The sequence below is a fragment of the Sphingopyxis sp. Geo25 genome (genome assembly GCF_949769135.1).
GTDB lineage: Bacteria > Pseudomonadota > Alphaproteobacteria > Sphingomonadales > Sphingomonadaceae > Sphingopyxis.
In genome coordinates this window covers 23966-40286 of sequence record NZ_CATKOZ010000008.1, presented here as the reverse complement: position 1 = coordinate 40286, position 16321 = coordinate 23966, and the positions used below count along the sequence as shown (strand labels likewise).

Annotated in this window: 18 protein-coding genes; 4 read left to right on the top strand and 14 right to left on the bottom strand. The window is 65.3% G+C overall.

The window, feature by feature from the left end; genetic code table 11:
- Nucleotides 1–2: 2 nt before the first annotated feature.
- The 6 genes from rplC to rpsL all read right to left on the bottom strand — a co-directional run bounded on the left by rplC (nt 3) and on the right by rpsL (nt 5969).
- A complete protein-coding gene (gene rplC / locus QOL68_RS16815) occupies nt 3–776 on the bottom strand; it encodes a 50S ribosomal protein L3 (RefSeq protein WP_058454346.1) in 774 nt (257 codons plus the stop codon).
- Nucleotides 777–1056: 280 nt separating this feature from the next.
- Complete coding sequence (rpsJ, locus tag QOL68_RS16810; protein ID WP_003042199.1) at nt 1057–1368, bottom strand: 30S ribosomal protein S10; 312 nt, start codon at nt 1366–1368, stop codon at nt 1057–1059.
- Between the two features lie 145 nt (nt 1369–1513).
- Nucleotides 1514–2707 (bottom strand): elongation factor Tu, encoded by a 1194-nt coding sequence (gene tuf, locus QOL68_RS16805; protein ID WP_058454345.1) that lies wholly within the window; start codon nt 2705–2707, stop codon nt 1514–1516.
- 131 nt (nt 2708–2838) lie between these two features.
- Nucleotides 2839–4932 (bottom strand): elongation factor G, encoded by a 2094-nt coding sequence (gene fusA / locus QOL68_RS16800; RefSeq protein WP_058454344.1) that lies wholly within the window; start codon nt 4930–4932, stop codon nt 2839–2841.
- A 121-nt stretch (nt 4933–5053) separates the two neighbouring features.
- A complete protein-coding gene (rpsG, locus tag QOL68_RS16795; RefSeq protein ID WP_058454343.1) occupies nt 5054–5524 on the bottom strand; it encodes a 30S ribosomal protein S7 in 471 nt (156 codons plus the stop codon).
- 73 nt (nt 5525–5597) lie between these two features.
- On the bottom strand, nt 5598–5969 hold the full coding sequence (rpsL, locus tag QOL68_RS16790) for a 30S ribosomal protein S12 (RefSeq protein ID WP_058454342.1): 372 nt from the start codon (nt 5967–5969) through the stop codon (nt 5598–5600).
- A gap of 304 nt (nt 5970–6273) precedes the next feature.
- On the opposite strand from rpsL, the gene QOL68_RS16785 reads away from it, so the two are divergent.
- Nucleotides 6274–6771, top strand: coding sequence for a DNA-deoxyinosine glycosylase (locus QOL68_RS16785; RefSeq protein WP_282950183.1), 498 nt, complete (start codon nt 6274–6276; stop codon nt 6769–6771).
- 3 nt (nt 6772–6774) lie between these two features.
- Here the strand turns inward: QOL68_RS16785 and QOL68_RS16780 are convergent, their stop codons facing one another.
- Nucleotides 6775–9165 carry a S8 family serine peptidase gene (locus QOL68_RS16780; RefSeq protein WP_282950182.1) on the bottom strand — a complete coding sequence of 797 codons (2391 nt, stop codon included), beginning with the start codon at nt 9163–9165 and terminating at the stop codon, nt 6775–6777.
- Between the two features lie 119 nt (nt 9166–9284).
- On the opposite strand from QOL68_RS16780, the gene QOL68_RS16775 reads away from it, so the two are divergent.
- Nucleotides 9285–9977 carry a pyrimidine 5'-nucleotidase gene (locus QOL68_RS16775; protein ID WP_502957415.1) on the top strand — a complete coding sequence of 231 codons (693 nt, stop codon included), beginning with the start codon at nt 9285–9287 and terminating at the stop codon, nt 9975–9977.
- Complete coding sequence (gene dapD, locus QOL68_RS16770) at nt 9974–10816, top strand: 2,3,4,5-tetrahydropyridine-2,6-dicarboxylate N-succinyltransferase (RefSeq protein ID WP_282950181.1); 843 nt, start codon at nt 9974–9976, stop codon at nt 10814–10816. The genes QOL68_RS16775 and dapD overlap by 4 nt, the downstream gene beginning before the upstream one ends.
- 39 nt (nt 10817–10855) lie before the next feature.
- Here the strand turns inward: dapD and gpmA are convergent, their stop codons facing one another.
- Nucleotides 10856–11542, bottom strand: coding sequence for a 2,3-diphosphoglycerate-dependent phosphoglycerate mutase (gene gpmA / locus QOL68_RS16765; protein WP_282950180.1), 687 nt, complete (start codon nt 11540–11542; stop codon nt 10856–10858).
- A gap of 189 nt (nt 11543–11731) precedes the next feature.
- On the opposite strand from gpmA, the gene QOL68_RS16760 reads away from it, so the two are divergent.
- A complete protein-coding gene (locus QOL68_RS16760; RefSeq protein ID WP_282950179.1) occupies nt 11732–12184 on the top strand; it encodes an Hsp20 family protein in 453 nt (150 codons plus the stop codon).
- Between the two features lie 66 nt (nt 12185–12250).
- Here QOL68_RS16760 and QOL68_RS16755 read toward each other — a convergent pair whose 3' ends face one another.
- From QOL68_RS16755 to QOL68_RS16730, 6 genes are all read right to left on the bottom strand, one after another.
- The gene (locus QOL68_RS16755) at nt 12251–12718 is read right to left on the bottom strand and encodes a GNAT family N-acetyltransferase (RefSeq protein ID WP_282950178.1); all 468 of its coding nucleotides are present in this window, start codon (nt 12716–12718) and stop codon (nt 12251–12253) included.
- On the bottom strand, nt 12715–13830 hold the full coding sequence (locus QOL68_RS16750) for a M14 family metallopeptidase (protein WP_282950177.1): 1116 nt from the start codon (nt 13828–13830) through the stop codon (nt 12715–12717). Before QOL68_RS16750 ends, QOL68_RS16755 begins: the two co-directional genes overlap by 4 nt.
- The gene (locus QOL68_RS16745) at nt 13827–14435 is read right to left on the bottom strand and encodes a DUF4136 domain-containing protein (RefSeq protein ID WP_283404331.1); all 609 of its coding nucleotides are present in this window, start codon (nt 14433–14435) and stop codon (nt 13827–13829) included. The genes QOL68_RS16750 and QOL68_RS16745 overlap by 4 nt, the downstream gene beginning before the upstream one ends.
- Before the next feature lie 117 nt (nt 14436–14552).
- Nucleotides 14553–15233 (bottom strand): cell wall hydrolase, encoded by a 681-nt coding sequence (locus tag QOL68_RS16740; RefSeq protein ID WP_282950175.1) that lies wholly within the window; start codon nt 15231–15233, stop codon nt 14553–14555.
- Nucleotides 15234–15430: 197 nt separating this feature from the next.
- Nucleotides 15431–15730: a DUF1491 family protein gene (locus tag QOL68_RS16735; RefSeq protein WP_502957420.1), complete on the bottom strand. Its 300-nt coding sequence runs from the start codon at nt 15728–15730 to the stop codon at nt 15431–15433.
- Nucleotides 15731–15790: 60 nt separating this feature from the next.
- On the bottom strand, nt 15791–16255 hold the full coding sequence (locus QOL68_RS16730) for a PTS sugar transporter subunit IIA (protein WP_282950173.1): 465 nt from the start codon (nt 16253–16255) through the stop codon (nt 15791–15793).
- Nucleotides 16256–16321: the final 66 nt, after the last annotated feature.

Genomic DNA, 16321 nt, shown 5'->3' with positions numbered 1-16321 from the left:
GATCAGGACTCCTGTGCGCCGTCGGTGGCCGCGGTGTCGACGACGGTTTCTTCGACCGGCGTTTCGACCGGCGCGTCAGCCGGGGCTTCGTTGGTGTTGGCCGCGCTCTTGATGCCCGCCGGATAGGGGGCCTCGGGGTGACGCGGCAGCTTCACCGCATCGCGGACGAGCAGCCAGCCGCCCTTCGAGCCAGGGACCGAGCCCTTGACGAAGAGAAGGCCGCGCTCGGCGTCGGTGCGGACGATTTCGAGATTCTGCTGGGTGCGATTGCGGGCGCCCATATGGCCGGCCATCTTCTTGTTCTTGAAGACGCGGCCCGGATCCTGACGGTTACCGGTCGAACCATGCGCACGGTGGCTGATCGAAACACCGTGGGTCGCGCGCATACCGCCGAAACCCCAACGCTTCATCGCACCGGCAAAGCCCTTACCCTGGGTCACGCCCTGGATATCGACGATCTGGCCGGCGACGAAATGGTCGGCCGACAGTTCGGCGCCGACGTCGAGCGTCGCGTCTTCGGCGACGCGGAATTCGACGAGCTTCGCCTTGGGCTCGACTTCGGCCTTGCCATAGGCGCCACGCTGCGGCTTGGCGACATTCTTCGCCTTCGCCGAGCCGGCACCCAGTTGAACGGCCACATAGCCGTCGCGTTCCTTATCGCGCACGGAGACGACCTGACAGCCTTCGAGGCTCAGGACGGTGACGGGCACGTGGCGGCCGTCGTCCTGAAACAGGCGGGTCATCCCCATTTTCTTCGCGATCACGCCAGTACGCATGATCCATACTCCTAAACAGAGGCCGGGCGGACCATTCCGCACGGCTTGCGGGACCCACCGAGGCAAGCCCCGGCAGAACCCTCCCAGCCCGAAATTTCGATGCATCGCCCCGTCCGGGCTGAGATGCCACCGTCCCGAAGGACCAGTGACGAGACGGGGGACGCAGCCCGGTCGTAAATGCTCTCCGAAGAGAGCGACCGGCGGTATCCACCCTATCGTGATGCAGGCGGCGAACCGTCCTGCCGATAGAGACCCCCGCTTTCGCGGGGGCGGCGTTGGCTTAGGCCAACTTGATCTCGACGTTCACGCCCGCGGCGAGGTCGAGCTTCATCAGCGCATCGACCGTCTGCGGGGTGGGCTGCACGATGTCGAGCAGCCGCTTGTGGGTACGCACCTCGAACTGCTCGCGCGACTTCTTGTCGACATGCGGACCGCGGTTCACGGTGAATTTCTCGATGCGCGTCGGCAGCGGGATCGGACCGCGAATGAGAGCGCCCGTGCGACGTGCCGTGTCGGCAATGTCGGTGGTGGCCTGATCGAGCACGCGGTGATCAAAGGCCTTCAGGCGAATGCGAATATTCTGCGTTTCCATGACTGTTCCAGTCGAATCCCGTCTGACGATGCGAAAGAGCGAAATGGCCTGTTCCGACCCCCAAAGGAGGCCGGAGAGGCCATCGAAAATCTTTTAGCTACGAGCCGCGCGAATCAGTCCGAATCGCGCGGCTCGCGGCCCTATATTACTTTGTGATGGTCGCGACAACCCCTGCGCCGACCGTGCGGCCGCCTTCGCGAATCGCGAAGCGCAGACCCTGGTCCATGGCGATCGGGGCGATCAGCTTGACCGACAGCTGGACGTTGTCGCCCGGCATGACCATCTCGGTGCCCTCGGGGAGGATAACCTCGCCGGTGACGTCCGTGGTGCGGAAGTAGAACTGCGGACGATAGTTCGCGAAGAACGGCGTGTGACGGCCGCCCTCATCCTTCGACAGGACGTACACTTCCGAGGTGAACTCGGTGTGCGGCGTGATCGAGCCGGGCTTCGCCAGAACCTGGCCACGCTCGACTTCTTCACGACCGACGCCGCGGATCAGCGCACCGATGTTGTCGCCGGCCTGGCCCTGGTCGAGCAGCTTGCGGAACATTTCGACGCCGGTGACGGTCGTCTTCTTGGTGTCCTTGATGCCGACGATCTCGACTTCTTCACCAACCTTGACGATGCCGGTTTCGACGCGGCCGGTGACAACCGTACCACGGCCCGAAATCGAGAACACGTCCTCGATCGGCATCAGGAAGGGCTTGTCGAGCGGACGCTCCGGCTGCGGGATCCATTCGTCGACGGCAGCCATCAGCTTCAGGATCGCGTCCTTGCCGATGTTGTCGTCGCGGCTTTCCAGAGCAGCGAGGGCCGAACCCGCGATGATCGGAATATTGTCGCCGTCGAAGTCGCGCTTCGAAAGTTCTTCGCGGATTTCGAGTTCGACGAGCTCGAGCAGCTCGGGGTCGTCCAGCTGGTCGACCTTGTTGAGGAACACGACCATGGTCGGAACGCCGACCTGCTTCGCGAGCAGGATGTGCTCCTTGGTCTGCGGCATCGGGCCGTCAGCGGCCGACACGACGAGGATCGCGCCGTCCATCTGGGCGGCACCGGTGATCATGTTCTTGACGTAGTCGGCGTGGCCGGGGCAGTCGACGTGCGCATAGTGACGGCCTTCGGTTTCATATTCGACGTGCGCCGTCGAAATGGTGATGCCGCGCTCGCGCTCTTCGGGCGCCTTGTCGATGTTCGCGAAGTCGACGGCTGCGTTGCCCGCGACGTTTTCAGCGAGCACCTTGGTGATCGCGGCGGTCAGCGAGGTCTTGCCATGGTCGACGTGACCGATGGTGCCGATGTTGCAGTGCGGCTTCGTCCGCTCAAATTTAGCCTTAGCCATGATTTAAGAACCTTCTTCTTAGGTGTTTCCGTTGATCAGTCGTGGACGAGCCTGCTGAATCAGGCGCCGCCCTTAGAGGGTCTTGCCGCGCGGCGCAAGTCCGCGCGGCCCAGGACCCTTACTGGAACCCGTCAGGCCATCTTGGCCTTCACTTCTTCAGCCACGTTCGTCGGCACTTCCTCATAATGCGAGAATTGCATCGAGTATTGCGCGCGACCCTGGGTGAACGAGCGCAGCTGGTTCACGTAGCCGAACATATTGGCAAGCGGCACGATGGCTTCAACCACCTGCGCGTTGCCGCGGCTGTCGGTGCCCTGGATCTGGCCACGACGGCTGTTGAGGTCGCCGATGACGTCGCCCATGAACTCCTCGGGAGTCACGACTTCGACCTTCATCACCGGCTCGAGCAGCTTGATGCCGGCCTTCGCCGCCACTTCGCGCATCGCCGCACGGCCCGCGATTTCGAACGCCAGCGCCGACGAGTCGACATCATGGTACGCGCCGTCGGTCAGACGGATTTCGAAGTCGATGATCGGGAAGCCGATCATGTGGCCGTTCTCGGCGCTCTCGCGCATGCCTTTTTCGACCGACGGGATATATTCGCGCGGAATGTTACCGCCCTTGATCTCGTCGATGAAGGTGATGCCCGAGCCGCGTTCGCCGGGAGCGACGCTGACCTTGACGCGGCCGAACTGGCCCGAGCCGCCCGACTGCTTCTTGTGGGTGTAGTCGACGTCGACCGGCTTCGCGAGCGATTCGCGGTACGCCACCTGCGGCGCACCGACGTTCGCCTCGACCTTGAACTCGCGCTTCATGCGATCGACGAGAATGTCGAGGTGAAGCTCGCCCATGCCCTTGATGATCGTCTGACCCGATTCATGGTCGGTCGACACGCGGAACGAAGGATCCTCGGCAGCCAGGCGGTTGAGCGCGATGCCCATCTTTTCCTGGTCGGCCTTGGTCTTCGGTTCCACCGACAGCTCGATGACCGGCTCGGGGAATTCCATCCGCTCGAGGATGATCGGCGCGTTGGCGGCGCAGAGCGTGTCCCCGGTCGTGGTTTCCTTGAGGCCGGCGAGCGCGACGATGTCGCCCGCATAGGCTTCCTCGATGTCCTCGCGCGAATTGGCGTGCATCAGGAGCATACGGCCGATCTTTTCCTTCTTGTCCTTGACCGAGTTCAGATAGCTGCCCTTGGTCAGGGTGCCCGAGTAGATACGGGCGAAGGTGAGCGAACCGACGAACGGGTCGTTCATGATCTTGAACGCGAGCATCGACAGCGGCGCCGTGTCCGACGTCGCGCGCGAGTCGGGTTCGTTCGTGTCAGGGTTGACGCCCTGAACGTCGGGGATGTCGAGCGGCGACGGCAGATAGTCGACGACCGCGTCGAGCAGCGTCTGGACACCCTTGTTCTTGAACGCCGAACCGCAGAGAACCGGAACGAACGCCTGGCCGAGCGTTCCCTTGCGGATAAGCGCCTTCAGCGTCGCGACGTCGGGCAGCGTGCCTTCGAGATAGGCTTCCATCGCATCGTCGTCCTGTTCGACGGCGAGTTCGACGAGCTTTTCGCGATATTCGGCAGCCTTGTCGACAAGGTCGGCCGGAATTTCTTCATAGAAGAATTCGGCGCCCAGGCTCTCGTCCTTCCAGATGATCGCGCGCTCGTTGACGAGGTCGACGAGGCCCTTGAAGTCGCCTTCCGCGCCAATGGGCAGATAGAGGACGGCCGGGACCGCGCCGAGACGATCGATGATCGTCTGGACGCAATAATAGAAGTTCGCGCCGGTGCGATCGAGCTTGTTGATGAAGCACATCCGGGGAACCTTGTACTTGTCCGCCTGGCGCCACACGGTTTCCGACTGCGGCTCGACGCCGGCAACGCCGTCGAACGCCGCGACCGCGCCGTCGAGGACGCGCAAGCTGCGCTCGACTTCGATGGTGAAGTCGACGTGGCCGGGGGTGTCGATGATGTTCAGGCGATGTTCGGGGCCTTTGCCCTCATCGGCCTTCCACAGGCAGGTGGTGGCGGCCGACGTGATCGTGATGCCGCGTTCCTGTTCCTGCTCCATCCAGTCCATGGTGGCGGCGCCGTCATGGACTTCGCCGATCTTGTAGGACTTGCCGGTGTAATAGAGAATACGCTCGGTCGTCGTGGTCTTGCCGGCGTCGATGTGCGCCATGATACCGAAATTGCGATAGCGTTCGAGCGGATGGCTGCGTGCCATGATCTTTTCCTTGGATTTGGGGGGAGGCCTTTGGAGCCGCCCCCGATATAGGAAGTTTTGTTGCGATTGCGAGACGCCGGGGCGTCGCGCAAATTACCAGCGGAGGCTGACCTTCCCGCTGTTACCAGCGATAGTGCGAGAAGGCGCGGTTCGCTTCCGCCATGCGGTGCGTGTCTTCGCGCTTCTTGACCGCGTTGCCGCGGTTGTTCGACGCGTCAAGCAGTTCGCCCGACAGGCGCGCGGCCATCGTCGTTTCGCTGCGGTTGCGCGCCGCGGTGATCAGCCAGCGGATCGCGAGCGCCTGCGCGCGGTCCGGACGGACTTCGACGGGAACCTGGTAGGTCGCACCACCGACGCGGCGGCTACGGACTTCGATGTTCGGGCGGATGTTCGCGAGCGCTTCATGGAACACGCCGAGCGGTTCCTTTTTGGCGCGGGCTTCGACCGCTTCGAGCGCACCGTAAACGATGCTTTCGGCGACCGACTTCTTCCCGTCCAGCATGACGCTGTTCATGAACTTCGACAGCACCGTATCACCGAAACGGGGATCGGGCAGGATTTCGCGGCGTTCAGGACGACGACGACGAGCCATAGGTAATTCCTTTTACAACAGCATCCCGGCGCAGAGCGCTCGCGGGATGATCAAATAGCCGAAAAAGCGGTCCTTACTTCGGACGCTTCGCACCGTACTTCGAACGGCTCTGCTTGCGGTCCTTCACACCCTGGGTGTCCAGAACGCCGCGCAGGACGTGGTAACGGACACCGGGAAGGTCGCGCACACGGCCGCCGCGGATCAGCACGACGCTGTGTTCCTGGAGGTTGTGGCCTTCGCCGGGGATGTACGAAATGACTTCGCGGCTGTTAGTCAGACGGACCTTCGCCACCTTGCGGAGCGCCGAGTTCGGCTTCTTCGGAGTCGTCGTATAGACACGGGTGCAAACGCCGCGCTTCTGCGGGTTCGCGTCCATCGCCGGGACCTTGGACTTCGCCTTCTGCGGCGTCCGGCCCTTGCGGACGAGCTGGTTGATCGTGGGCATGAATGCTTCACCTTTATGTGTCCGCCCATCGGAGCGAACGGTTACTGTACCGCGGTGGATGAAGCTCTGGCCGACACCTGCCGAAACCGGCAGAAAACGGCCAACCTGATAACAGCAAAAGACCCCGGCGGACTCGTTCGTCCTCCGGAGGCTCCATCCGCGCCAGCAATGTTCAAGCGCTGTTGCGATCGAGTTTGGCGGAAGTCCGCCGCTTTCGACCGTGCGCGCCCCTAGCGGTGATTCCTTCCGCGGTCAAGGGGAAGGCAATATTGTTGCGCCGTGCCTGCGCCGCTATCGGTCGTATATGGCCGCGCTTCGACACGCCAGCTTCGCCCCGCATGTCGCGCCCGACACGCGTCTGCTGATCCTCGGCAGCTTGCCCGGCGCGAGGTCGCTGGCCGAACGCCGCTATTACGCCCACCCGACGAACCAGTTCTGGCGCCTGCTTGGCGCGGTGATCGATCAACCGCTGGCGGAGTGGGCCTATGGCGAGCGGCTCGCCGCGCTGCGCCAAGCGAAGATCGGATTGTGGGACGTGATTCGCAGCGCCGAGCGGCGCACAAGCAACGACGCGCATATCCGCAGGGCCGACCCGCACGACCTTGCCGCGCTGGTGTCGACCCTGCCCGATCTTTGCATGATCGCCTTCAACGGCGGCAAGGCGGCGGCGATCGGGCGGCGTCAGATCGCCCCGCTGGGGGCGATCGCCATCGTCGACCTGCCGTCGAGCAGCGCGACGAACACCGCAAGCTTTGCAGCGAAACGCGAAGCCTGGCTGGGCTTGCGCGACGCGCTCGACTGACGATCAGAAGCCCATCGTAAAGCGGAGCGCCGCGCCCTTGTCGTCGGGCATCGCCGCAATATGGCCAGGGTCGCGCCGCCACCATATGTTGGCGACCAGATCGCCGCCGAACAGAGTCAACGCATAGCTCGCCTCGGCCACCAGTTCGCGGCCCGTCGGTGCCAGATTGTAGGTGCGGCGCTCGAATCCAGCGCTCTGCGTCGCATAGTCGTACGACACGGGAAGCGTCAGATCGACCCCGCCGCGCGCGACGCGAAGCGGCTGCGCGAAGCGGAGCGCCGCACGGTCGCCGGCGCGCAGCAGGCCCGCCTTCGCGATGTCGAACGAGAAGGCGTTCGAGCGCAGCGCGCCCCCGGCGATCAGGCCGCCGCGATCGGGCCGCGTCCACATCTGGCGCCACGCGCCTGCGATGCTCCAACCGTCACCTATATCGACGCCGAGCCGCGCATCGCCGACGAGGCTGGTCGCTCCGCCCGCGCCGAAGACCGGCCCGAGCCGGGCGCCGAGCAGGCTGTCCGATTCGCGAAGCCAGCTTCCGCCGAGCGCTGCCTGAAACCGCCCGAACCGGCCGTCCCAAGAGGCGCCGAGGCGTTGGTAGCGACTGTCGCGGATACTCCGATAGCGGAGCAGCGGATCGTCCTGCCAGCGCGATCCCGACACCGTGCCATTCTCGGCGCTCAGGCTGATCGCCTGACCGGGGGCGATCCTGTGCCGGATCAGGGACCCGACCGCGGGGCTTGCGGCAAAGCCAAGGCCTTCCTGCGCCGCGTCGCCGACGAGCATCGCATGACCCGCCTCGCCGCGTTCGCCCGCGAGCAACCCGCCAACGCCGCGCCCCACTGCAAGGCCGAGCCGGGTGTCGGCGTCGAGACGCGTCACCATCGACGCGGCGATCGTCCGCGCGCGCTGCGCATCGTGAAAGGAAAGACCCGCCAGCGCGTCGGTCCCGCCGACGCCCGGCGCGGTGACGAGCGACAGCGCGGTCGCGCCCGAGGCGGCGCTCTGCTGGCGGACGAGCCCGCCGATCGCTCCCGACAGTTTGAAGTCGGGGCGGCGCTGGCGAAGCGAGCCAGCGAAGTCGACGTTGAAGGCGCGGCCGAAACCGTCGGTGACAAGCCCGACGGCGCCGCCCTGTCCCCGCGCACCCGCATCGCCCATCGGTCCGCCGAGTTCGCCTAGCGCACCGCCAAGCGGCACCGCGGTCGACGTCCCCGCCAGCGTCGTCGCGCCGATCGGCTGAAAGGCGCGCGCGATGTCGAGAATCCCCTGGCCATAGACCGCATCGTCGCCCGCCGCCCCGGCGTCGCGCGCCGACTGATAGAGCAAATCGACAATCTGTTGGCCGGTCAGGTTCGGAAAGGCCTGCGCCAACAAGGCGACCGCACCCGCGACCTGCGGGGCCGAGAAGCTGGTGCCGTTGAGGACGAAGACGAAATTGCCCTCGGTCTTGATCGCGCCATTCTCATAGGCGCAGCACACGCCCTCCCCGAGCGCCGTCAGATAGGAACCCGCATAGGCGCCTGCGCGATTGCTGAAGTCCGCGATGCGCCCATTTTCATCGACCGCGCCGGCAATGACGACAAGCCCGCCGCCCGCATCGCGCAGCCCCTGCGCGAACAATTCGGGATTGTTCGGGTCATTGCCGTTTGCCGTCGTATCACCTTCGTTGCCCGCCGACAGGATGACGACGATCCCCGCCGCGGTCGCGCGCGCCACCGCCGCGCGCAGCGTCGCGCCGGGCGGGTCGCCGCCGCCCAGCGAGATATTGACGACGCGCGCGCCGGCGGTGACCGCGCGGTCGAGCCCCGCCGCGATCGCGCTCTCGGGAAAGCGGCAACCCGTTTCGTCGTTCGAAGGATCTTCGGTCGCGCAGCTTCCCGGCCGGTCGGCGCGGAGCACGAGCAGGTTCGCATTATAGGCGATGCCGAAGGTGCCGGCGTCATTCTTCGCGCCGAGCAGGATCTGCGCGACATTGGTTCCGTGCGTCCCCTCGCCGTTGATCCCGCGCGCGCCAGCGACATCGGCCGAGAGCGTCGAGATGCGTCCCGCGAATTCGGCGCTGTCCTCGTCGATCCCGTCGTCGATTACCCCGGCCAGCACGCCCAGGCCGGTCGCGCCCGCCTGATAGGCAGTGATTGCGCCGTGAAAATTGACGCCGTCGGAGCGCCGCGTTTCGGCCGTGTTGAAATTGCTGCCCGGCGGCGGGGTCGGCGTGGGCGTGGGCGTGGGGGTTGGCGCGGGCGTCGGAGCCGCGGGCGGAGCAGGGGTTGGGGAAGGACGCGCCCCGCCGCCACCGCCGCAGCCGCCAAGCGACAGGGCGGCGATACAAAATATTGCGGGCAAGGGACGCGTAGCGATCCGGCGCATGAAGCTCTGTCGCATCGCCTCGGCCATCGGTCTTCCCCCTGTCGCTGCCTTCCGTCTCCTAGCTCGACGGACGGGCCCGACGCTAGACCCTACAGCCTTGCCGGAAGGTAAAGCGACGCGCCTTGCCGCCGGATCGTTGGCGCTTTATGCGACCGGGCGTCATGACCGTGCCGATCGACCATATCGAAAGCTGGATCTTTGATCTCGACAACACCCTCTATCCGCCGTCGGCGAAACTCTTCGACCTGATCGACGAACGCATGGGCGCCTTCATCATGCGGCTGCTGGACGTCGATGCGGTCGAAGCGCGGCGGGTGCAGAAGCAATATTTCCACGATCACGGCACGACGATGGCCGGGCTGATGCGGCATCACGGCGTGCACCCCGAGGATTTTCTGGCCGACGTCCATGATATTGCACTCGACCGGCTGAGTGTCGACGATCGGTTCCGTGCGGGACTCGCCCGGCTGCCCGGACGCAGGCTGGTCTTCACCAACGCCGACGCCGACTATGCCGAGCGCGTTCTCAAGGCGCGCGGGATCGCCGACCTGTTCGACGGCATCTGCGATATCCGCATCACCGCCTATACCCCGAAGCCCGATCCCGCCGCTTATGCCGCGATGGTCGCGCACCTGGCGGTCGATCCCGCGAAGAGCCTGTTCGTCGAGGATATGGCGCGCAACCTGACGCCCGCCAAAGCGCTGGGCATGACGACCGTCTGGCTGGACAATGGCAGCGAAAGCGGCCATCGCGACCACCTGCCGAGCCATGTCGATTTTCATGCGACCGACATCGTCGACTGGCTCGATACCTTACCGCAACCTTGGGGAATTTCATGAGCACCGACCTGCAAGCCACGATCGAAGCCGCCTGGGACGCCCGCGAAACGCTGGGGCTGACCACCACCGGCGCGGTGCGGGATGCGGTCGAGGCGGCGCTCGCCGGACTCGACGACGGCAGCTATCGCGTTGCGACACGCGACGCCGCGGGAACGTGGCAGGTCAACCAGTGGCTCAAGAAGGCTGTGCTGCTCTCGTTCCGCCTCAACGACATGGAGATCATCGAGGGCGGCGCGGGCGGCGCGACCTGGTGGGACAAGGTGCCGTCGAAATTCGCCGGCTGGGGCGAGAACCGCTTCCGCGACGCGGGCTTCCGCGCCGTTCCCGGCTCGATCGTCCGCCGTGGCGCCTTCATCAGCAAGGGCGCGGTGCTGATGCCGAGCTTCGTCAATATCGGCGCCTATGTCGGCGAGGGGTCGATGGTCGACGCCTGGGCCACGGTCGGCAGCTGCGCGCAGATCGGCGCGAACGTCCACCTGTCGGGCGGCGCCGGGATCGGCGGCGTGCTGGAACCGCTGCAGGCGGGGCCGGTGGTGATCGAGGATGGCGCCTTCATCGGCGCGCGCGCCGAAGTCGCCGAGGGCGTGATCGTACGCGAGGGCGCGGTGCTGTCGATGGGCGTCTATCTGGGCGCGTCGACCAAGATCATCGACCGCGCGACGGGCGAGGTCTTCATCGGCGAAGTCCCCGCTTATTCGGTCGTCGTTCCGGGATCGCTGCCGGGCAAGCCGCTACCCGACGGAACGCCGGGGCCGTCGCTCTATTGCGCGGTCATCGTCAAGCGCGTCGATGCCCAGACGCGAGCCAAGACGGGGATCAACGAGCTGCTGCGCGACTGATCAGATGCGTTGCCCTCGCCGGGGCGACGACTGCGGGCGTTAGCGCTCGCTCAGATAATAGCGTTCGCGCGCCGTCAGATCGTCGGCAAGCTCATAGACGATCGGCTGTCCCGTCGGAATCTCCAGCCCCGTGATGTCGGCGTCCGAAATGCCCGACAGATGCTTGACCAGCGCGCGCAGGCTGTTGCCATGCGCCGAGATCAGCACCGTCTTGCCGGCGGCGAGCTGCGGCGCGATCGCGCTTTCATAATAGGGCAGCACGCGCGCGATCGTATCCTTCAGGCTTTCGGTATTGGGGATCGCGATGCCCGCGTAACGCGGGTCGCCCGACAGGTCGTAGGGCGATCCGGCGTCGAGCGGCGGCGGCGGAATGTCGAAGCTGCGGCGCCAGATCTTCACCTGGTCATCGCCATGCTTCGCCGCTGTTTCCGCCTTGTCGAGCCCGGTGAGCCCGCCGTAATGGCGCTCGTTGAGATGCCAGTCCTTTGTCACCGGCAGCCAGAGCCGCCCCATCGCCTCGAGCGCGAGATTGAGCGTCTTGATCGCGCGCGTCTGGACCGAGGTGAAGCAGGTGTCGGGCGTGAGGCGCTTTTCCTTCATCAGCTCGCCAGCCGCCCACGCCTCGGCCGCGCCCTTTTCGGTGACGTCGACATCCCACCAGCCGGTGAAGCGGTTTTCGAGATTCCACTGCGACTGGCCGTGGCGGATGAGGATGAGCTGCGGCATGTTCGGTCCTTCGGATGGAGGAAATTTGCCGCCCCATAGCGCGGGTTTTTGCCGAAAGCCAACGCCCCCTTGAAATGGTTTCGGCGGTTACCAGATTGGCCTTGTCCGGCCGCCAATACGGGGCCGGGTCGCGATCGCGGTAGATATACCGTGGTCCCGTGACTTCGCTTTGAAAGGAAGGAATGACCCATGCGTAACAGCTTTGACTGGACCCCCTATCGCCGTTCGACCGTCGGCTTCGACCGTCTGTTCGATTTCCTCGAAACCGGTGGTTCAGGGGCCGAAAATTATCCGCCGTTCGATATCGAAAAGCTCGGCGACGACCATTTCCGCATCACCGTCGCGGTCGCCGGCTTCAAGTCGAACGAGATCGACATCACCGCGCAGCAGAACATGCTGACCGTCAGCGGCCGCAAGGCGCCGGTGGCCGAAGGCGAGGCGCGCCAGCTGCTTTATAGCGGTATCGCGACGCGCGCATTCGAGCGCCGCTTCCAGCTCGCCGACTTCGTGCGGGTCGACACCGCCGACCTCGCCGACGGGCTGCTGACGATCGATCTCGTCCGCGAAGTGCCCGAGGCGATGAAGCCCCACAAGATTGCGATCGGCGGTGCTCCGGTGATCGAAGACAAAAAGGCCGCGTAACCGCGCGTCCGTTTCGACCGAAAATATACGGGGTCCGGAGTCCCTTCCGGGCCCCGTTTTCTTGGATCAGAGCGCGCGGGTCATGAAACGGCTGAACGGGTCGGGCCGGTAGTCGGCAAAGGGATCGCAATCCGCGAATCCATGTGCGCGGTAGAGCGCCAGTGCCGGCTCGAACGCCGGGCCCGATCCGGTCTCGAGGCTGAGACGTTCGAGGCCGCGCTCACGCGCTTCGCCCACGATATGGGCCAGCATCCGCGCCGCGACACCCTGCCGCAGGAACGCCTCTGCGGTGCGCATCGACTTGATCTCGCCGTGGCGGCCATCGATCAGCTTGAGCGCGCCGCAACCGGCGAGTTCATTGCCCTTGTGGATCGACCAGAAGGTCACGCCGCCCGCGCGCAGTCCGTCGAAATCGAGGAAGTGACAGCTGCCGGCCGGCGAGTTCGCCAGCATCCCCGCGAAATGCACCTCCAGCAAGGCCCGGATCGGTGCGCCCGACAGATCGTCCTCGACGATCCGCCAAGCGTCACTCACAGAAGCTGGTCCAGCGTCTGCAGGCAGGCGTGCGCGAGTAGCTTCGACCGCTCGGGCGACCAGCCCTGCACCGGGTCAGGCAGGTCGCGATTGTCCTTGAAGGGCATCTCCAGCGTCATCGACACCGCGCCGAACCGTTCGGCGAGCTGGGTCGTCGACATCGACATATTCGCCTGTCCCGGCGCCGATTCGGCATAGCCGAGATCGGTCTGGAAATCGGGGGTGTTCGCGGCAAGCGCCTGTTCAAACGCTTTATATTTTTCCATCTGGCCGGGCTTTGGCGACTTGATCCCCTCGAAGCCGGCAAGAAACACCGCGGGGATCGCCTCGTCGCCATGGACGTCCATTGCCCAGTCGACCCCGCTTTCATCCATCGCGTTGAGAACCGCCAGCACTTCGGGGCTGCGCTCGGCGGTCGGATTATCCCACTCGCGATTTAGGTTCACGCCCGCATAGTTGGTGCGAAGGTGGCCGCGGCGCGAGCCATCGGGATTCATGTTCGGCACGATATGGAAGCGGCACTTCTGCCGCAGCGAGCGCGCCCATGGATCGGCGGGATCGACGAGCTTTTCGAGCGCGCCCTCCATCCACCATTCGGCCATCGATTCGCCGGGATGCTGGCGCGCATAGAGCCACACCTGCGTCGCGCCGGTGCCGAGTTCGATGCAGTCGATCGGCTGGCCCTCGAGGCTGGTGCCGAGGCAGCGATAGGTCACCCCCTCGCACTCGGCGACCGAGGCGATCAGGTCGTGGTGCCGCTCCATCGAATAAGGCGCGAAATAGGCAAGCCACAGGATCGGGCTTTCGGCGGTATGCCGGATCGCGAGCTCGCCAGCGCCCGCATCATAGCTGGTGTCGAGACGGAACCAATGTTCGCGATCGCTGCTCGCGCAAACGGCGTAGCCCGGCCAGCCATCGGGATAGGCCGACCCTGCGAGCCCGCCGATGGTGAGGTCGACTTCGTCGCCGACGTCGCACGCGACGCGGAAGTGAAACCATTGATAGAAATCGGATTCGCGATCCTTGCGGATCGAAAGGCGCGCCGACGTGCCGTCGACCGACTCCACGACGATGTTGCCGCTGTCGAAAGCGGCGGTGATGCTGATGGTCATGGAACGCTGATAGTGCGTCCCGATTCGCCGGGGAAGTCCTTGAATAGCGCCTCGGCCAATTTCGCCGCAGCGAGACTCGGCTGCGCCGCCGGGGCCTTGACCGGCACCGCAGTCAGCGCGCGGCCCTCCCACAGCGCCTGCCCCGTCGCGGCATCGTCGATGCGCACCGAAAGCTGGAGGTCGGCCATCCGCTTCGGCCCGCCGCCGAGATTGAAGCCGATGCCGAGCCCGACGCCAGAACCATAGCTGCCGGTCGAGCCGCCGACCCCGACCGAGACGGGCGAACGGCGCGCGCCATCGAGTTGCTGGGAGCGATCGAAGCCGACGCGGACGCGAAGTGGCGCGGTTTCATTGGCGCCCGCAGCGACGAGACCCTGCCGCTGCAACTGCTGTTCCACCGCGGCGCGATAGCTGTTCCATTCGATCGAGGGCATCGCGGCCGGATCGTCGAGCGGGGCGGTCTGGATCGCGTAGCGCGTGCCCGGTGCCCAGCCGGGGATGGCATTGTGAAATCGGGTGACTTCGACCGGCGGCACGGCCGTCGCACAGCCGCCAAGCGCGAGCGCCGCTGCGGAGAGCAGGGCGACGGAAAGATGATGCATCATCGGGCGATCATGCGCCACGAATAATGGCTTGGCAATGAACGGGATGCGCGAAGCTTCGCAAAGCAGCGCGGGCCGTCCCGAACCGAAAAGGGCGGGATCCGATCCCGCCCTTCACCGTCAGCGATAGAAGATGTGATTGTCGATCGCAGCGACGCGCGTCTTGCGCCAACCCGGCGAGACATAGCGCGCGTGGAAGAAGAGCGCACCCGGCGCCTGGTTCTTCCAGCTGCCCTCGCGCGCGATCTGCGCGATCGCTACCGCGTTGTTCCACTGCGTGCCTTGGCGCACCGCGGGCATCCGGCCGCCGCGCACGAAGCTGAACTGGCTCGGCTGGTGGACCACGCCGCACAGGCTCTTGGGGAAACGGCCCGACTTGGCGCGGTTGATGACGACATGCGCAACCGCGAGCTGGCCGGCGAGCGATTCGCCACGCGATTCGAAATAGACCGCGCCGGCCAGGCAGCGCAGTTCATCGTCCAGATCGGCCGGCCGCGGGGTCGCGGCGACGAGTTCGGCAAGCGTATCGACGTCCAGCGGAACCGCCTTGGGCTCGACGGTGGATTCGTCCTTGATTTGAGGGGTTGGGATTTCAGGGGTTGGCTCGACCGGGGTCTGGGCTTCGGTCGGCAGGTCCGCCGGCGGTTCGGTTGCCGTCGTGTCGGCAAGCGGCAGGGTGATCGCGGGCAGGTTCGCGCTAGTCGCGAGATCGCTCGCGAAACCCGGTTCGGCCAGTGAAAGTGCGGCCACGGCGGTCATGCCGACGGCAGCCATACCGGCCACGTTCAGAATGCGACTCATATATTCCGTCAAAAGGGCAGATGACGGACCGAACCCAAAGAACAGGCGGGCGAGCTAATTTTGCTCAGTGCCGCCTGCGGCCGTCACCCGACTGCGTGTCCGAACCGTTTTGCCGGGTGCTTCGCCGAAACGTCGCAACCCTCGGAACGACCTACGCGTTATGGGGTGCGCGGCACTTATTGTGCGGCGCAGCAGAGTCAAGTTAACGCAGCCCACTCCGCGACGAGTCGTGGCGCATCTGCGATATCCAGTTCAACGATCCACAGATCGGGATCGGCCTTTCGCCGCCGTTCGCGATAGTTTTCGCGCGATTCACCATCCTTTGGGTCATCGGGGCCCACGGACTCCCAGACATAGGTGCCATCCATTGAAAAGCGCCGTTCCAGCAGCGGTCCGGGTTCACCGCGATCGCTGCACTGGACGAGAATTACGCCCGAGGTGTCGTCCCCTTTGCCGAGAACAGCCGCAAAACCGCCGGCCGCTTCGGTTCGCCGCATCAGCAGATCGACGAGAAACCGGCTCTTGAGCCGCGTCACGCGAAAATCCGGCGCGCGGCGTTACGCCGCGTCACGCGTTTCGGCGTCGGCGAGCAAAGCATAAAGCGCTTCGCCGTTCTTCGCGCCGCGCAGCCGTTCGGCGAAGCTGTCGTTGCGGAGCATCCGCGACACGCCCGCGAGCGCTTTCAGATGGTCGGCGCCGGCGTCGAGCGGCGAGAGCAGCACGAAAAGCAGATCGACAGGTAGTCCGTCGACGGCCTGGAAGTCGATCGGCCGCGCGAGCTGCAGGAAAAGACCGCGGACCCCGGTCAGATCCGCCATCTTGGCGTGCGGGAGCGCAATCCCACGCCCGAAACCCGTCGAGCCCAGGCGCTCTCGCTCGAGCAGCGCCTCGCTGACTTCGCCGGCGTCGAGGCCGAGCGAACGGCTCGCAAGGTCGCCGACGAAGGGAAAGAGCGCCTTTTTCGAATCGAGCTGCACATGCGCACGCACGGTCGCCGGGTAGAGAAGGGAAGAAAGGTTCATCACTTTGGTCAAATCTGTAAAACGCCGGTTCGTTGCCGACCAGGACATCCTGCGGGCAAACGATCA